Consider the following 4,093-nt stretch of genomic DNA (forward strand, 5'->3'; position numbering starts at 1 on the left):
TTGCAGTACACACCAGTTCTTCCGTGGATTATTGACTTCGTTTCTCCCATCATGGGTTTATTCGGATTGCGCGGCGATGCAGCGATTCCGCTAGTATTAGGAAACGTGCTCAATTTGTATGCAGGGATTGCTGGAATACTTTCACTCGAATTGACTGTTAAAGAAGTCTTTATTCTGGCAGTCATGTTGTCATTCTCACATAATATTTTTATTGAAACGGGAGTGGCATTAAAGGTTGGCGTAAAATTGTGGGTAGTTTTACTCGTAAGATTTGGTCTTGCAGCTATATCGGCAATCGTCATAAACCTGGTGTGGTCTGGTGGTTCGCAAGTCGCTCAATATGGGATGGCACCAAAAATGGCTACCATGCCTGAAGGGTGGCTTGAAATCATCTTACTCGGACTGCAAAAGGCAAGTTATGGGGTACTGCAACTCGCCCTGGTCGTTATTCCATTAATGGTTGTCATTCAATATTTGAAAGACAAACAGTATTTGCAGAAGTTTTCACAAAAAATCGCACCTTTTACAAAGTTGCTCGGAATTAAACCAAATGCTTCGATGACACTGGTATCTGGATTGGTTATCGGGTTGGCATTTGGTGCAGGCGTAATGATTCAGGCAGTACAAGAGGACGGGGTCAGCAAGAAAGATGCAACGCTGGTCTTTATCTTTTTAGTCGCCTGTCACGCAGTTGTAGAAGATACGCTTATCTTTATTCCTCTTGGAATACCGATTTGGCCATTATTTTTACTAAGGCTCGGCATCGCTTTTGTATTGACGATTGTGGTCGCATCAATTTGGAAAAGAGCTGAGCAAACGAAAAGAAAGGAAGTACTTATATCATGAAATCTCAACCAATAACAACGCTTCTTTTCGATTTTGATGGTACATTGCTGGATACGAATGAGCTCATCATTCAAACGTTTTTAAGTGTTTTAGGTAAAAGATATCCCGGAAGATTTACTAAAGAAGACGCGCTGCAATTTATAGGACCGTCCTTAAAACAGACCTTTGATTCGATTGATGAAACATTGACAGAAGAGCTAATTAAAGAATACCGCGCATGGAATATTGAAATGCACGATCAAATGGCTGTCGAATTTGATGGTGTTACTGATACTCTCCGTATATTAAAAGCTCGAGGCCTTAAGATGGCGATTGTATCAACGAAAAGGCAAGGTATGATTCAGAAGGGATTAACATTAATGGGGATTGAGGACATCTTCGATGTTGTGATTGCACTCGACGACGTGGTTACCCCAAAACCAGACCCTGAACCCATTCTTTTGGCACTTGAGCGTTTGAATGCAACGAAAGAAGAGGCAATAATGATCGGGGACAACTCCCATGATATCGAGGGTGGTCAAAACGCAGGTGTAAGAACAGCTGGTGTTGCATGGACTGCTAAAGGCGAAGCATATTTAGCTACTTTTAACCCAACATATATGTTGCAGCATATAACGGATTTGCTTGAAATCGTGGACGGAACATCTTCATGAGAAGGACGGAACGTTATCCCGTAGAAGGGGCAAACTCGTTGTGGCATATTTACCGAACGGTGCCTTTTTGGAAGGTGATGAAAAATTTTATCGTTATTCAACTGGGCAGATACAGCCCTTCATTGCCACTGAAAAATTTCCTCTACCGACACTTTTTACATATGAAAGTTGGAGAGCAAACCTCATTTGCCTTGATGGTTATGCCTGATGTCATGTTCCCGGAGAGAATTACAATTGGAGAGAATTCAATCATCGGGTACAATACGACGCTTTTAGCTCATGAGTACTTAATTGACGAATATCGTATTGGAGACGTCATTATTGGGAATCGTGTTCTTATAGGAGCGAATTCTACCATTTTACCTGGAGTTACTATTGGTGATGGTGCGATCGTTTCCGCTGCTACTCTTGTGCATAAAGATGTACCAGAAGGCAGTTTTGTCGGAGGGAATCCCATGAAAATCATTTACACTGCTGAAGAAATGGCGACACGTCGCCTTATATAACTAGAAAAGACCTCATGAAGAGAATTCCAATGCTTCATGAGGTCTTTTGTATTGACGCACTCTATTAGWTACGTTAAAATATATTTTAATTCATCGTGGTAGTATGCTAGTGTACTAAAGTGAAATATCCTTATTTTAGGAAGTGATGAAAGAATGACGCCAATTCGAAAATTTGAGAAACCGCTAGGGATGAGAGACTCATTTCCGTTAATAAATGAAAAAAAGGAAAAAGTACGGGATGTCGGCAGAAAATTTTTCCGAAATCACGGCTTTGATTTTATCAAAACACCTACTGTTGAATATTACGAAACCGTGGGGAAAGCCTCGGCAATTTCAGATTCATCGTTGTTTAAATTAGTCGATCGCCAAGGTGAGACACTTGTCTTAAGACCAGATATGACGACACCAATTGTTCGTGTGGCAACATCTAAGCTATTGAAGGAACAAATCCCATTGCGTCTAGCATACTTTGCGAACGTCTTCCGTGCTCAGGAAAATGAAGGCGGACGACCTGCTGAATTCGAGCAAATGGGCGTGGAGTTAATAGGAGATTCTTCGGTTTTCGCAGATGCAGAAATGATTATAACCGCATCGGATTTTGTACAGGAACTTGGAATTGGTGAATATCATTTAACGGTCGGACATGCCGGGTTATTGCAATCAATTTTGACGCAATTTACCGAATCCAAAGAACAAGTTAAAGAACTGCGTAAATTACTTGTGGAAAAGAACATGGTTGGATTTGAAGAGGCTGTACAATCGTATGGATTATCGAAAGTAGAAGAAGAACGCTTTATTGAATTTATTGGACATGCTTCCAATGTGCAATCCATTCAATCATTACATCCTTTTATCGACCAATCAAATATTCAGCAAGTGAACATGTTTATGTATCTTAGTGACTTGTCCGTGTTACTAGAAAATGCAGGTCTTTCAAATCTGGTCACATACGATCTGACACTTACTAGTGAAATGAGTTATTACACTGGGATGTTATTTGAAGTTTTTGCGAGTGGATCAGGTTTTCCGATAGGCAATGGAGGTCGCTATGACGGTTTGTTGCAGGAGTTCAATTGTGATGTCGGTGCAACAGGTTTTGGATTGAGAGTAGACAGATTGCTTGAAGTGATGACTACATCGACAACACGTAAGCCACATACGCTAATCTTTTTTGATGAAGCTAATTATATGGAAGCAGTCAATGAGGCGAATAAATTTAGACAGCAAGGAATTCGGACAACCATTCAATATGTTAATGGTGTAGAGGACAGACAGGCTTATCAGGATAACTTTACAGACGTATTTTGGTTAACAKAAGGAGTTGGAAATAATGAGTGAACTGACAATTGCGATGCCGAAAGGACGAATTTTTGAAGAAGCTTATGTGTTACTTCAAAAAGCGGGTTTTCAGTTACCGGATGACTTTGAAGAATCACGGAAACTCATTGTTGAAGCTCCTGGTGAAAAGATTCGATTTATTCTTGCGAAACCGATGGATGTACCTGTTTATGTGGAACATGGGGTTGCAGATATAGGAATAGCGGGTAAAGATGTATTACTTGAACAAAAACGAATTGTTCATGAGTTGCTGGATTTAAAAATCAGCGAATGCTATAWCGCAACTGCAGGCTTGCCGAATACAGTCATGAATGAGATTGCGCCTCGAGTGGCAACTAAATATCCTGAAATTGCTTCGGCTTTTTACAAAGAAAAAGGGGAGCAAGTTGAAATTATTGGATTAAATGGTTCAATCGAACTGGCACCCATGATTGGGCTGGCCGATCGAATTGTGGATATCGTATCTTCTGGTCGGACATTGAAAGAAAATGGACTTGTTGAATACGAACGCATTGTGGATGTGACATCGAGGTTAATTGCTAATCCCGTCAGTTACCGACTAAAAAGTGAACGCATCCGCGATATGGTAAAGCGACTGAAAGAGTCAATGGAGTAAGGAGGATATTATATGCAAATCGTTTCTTTAACGAAAGATATATCATTAAAACGACCGTTGGAAATGGGCAATGAGGAGCAATTGAACACCGTGAAAATGGTATTGTCCGATGTCAAAAAACGCGGTGACCAAGC

Annotated in this window: 5 protein-coding genes; all 5 read left to right on the forward strand. The window is 40.6% G+C overall.

Annotation, left to right across the window (positions count from 1 at the left end; all coding sequences use genetic code 11):
- On the forward strand, nt 1-846 hold an 846-nt coding region (locus AC1DSB_RS15475; protein ID WP_477587048.1), incomplete at its 5' end, for a nucleoside recognition domain-containing protein.
- Entirely contained in the window at nt 843-1,499 is a 657-nt protein-coding gene (gene ppaX / locus AC1DSB_RS15480) for a pyrophosphatase PpaX (protein WP_342543110.1), read from the forward strand. The genes AC1DSB_RS15475 and ppaX, both read left to right, overlap by 4 nt.
- Complete coding sequence (locus tag AC1DSB_RS15485) at nt 1,496-2,005, forward strand: acyltransferase (protein WP_477531404.1); 510 nt, start codon at nt 1,496-1,498, stop codon at nt 2,003-2,005. The genes ppaX and AC1DSB_RS15485 overlap by 4 nt, the downstream gene beginning before the upstream one ends.
- Nucleotides 2,006-2,158: 153 nt before the next feature.
- Nucleotides 2,159-3,343 carry an ATP phosphoribosyltransferase regulatory subunit gene (locus AC1DSB_RS15490; RefSeq protein ID WP_477587049.1) on the forward strand — a complete coding sequence of 395 codons (1,185 nt, stop codon included), beginning with the start codon at nt 2,159-2,161 and terminating at the stop codon, nt 3,341-3,343.
- Nucleotides 3,336-3,959 carry an ATP phosphoribosyltransferase gene (gene hisG / locus AC1DSB_RS15495; protein ID WP_477587050.1) on the forward strand — a complete coding sequence of 208 codons (624 nt, stop codon included), beginning with the start codon at nt 3,336-3,338 and terminating at the stop codon, nt 3,957-3,959. The genes AC1DSB_RS15490 and hisG overlap by 8 nt, the downstream gene beginning before the upstream one ends.
- The last annotated feature ends 134 nt before the right edge of the window (nt 3,960-4,093 follow it).

It is taken from the genome of Paenisporosarcina sp. P4_E4_2, assembly GCF_056401595.1.

Excerpts from the sequence above, each read along its gene's own strand:
- ppaX (WP_342543110.1), top strand. The coding sequence starts at position 843 with ATGAAATCTCAACCAATAACAACGCTTCTTTTCGATTTTGATGGTACA.
- AC1DSB_RS15485 (WP_477531404.1), top strand. The coding sequence starts at position 1,496 with ATGAGAAGGACGGAACGTTATCCCGTAGAAGGGGCAAACTCGTTGTGG.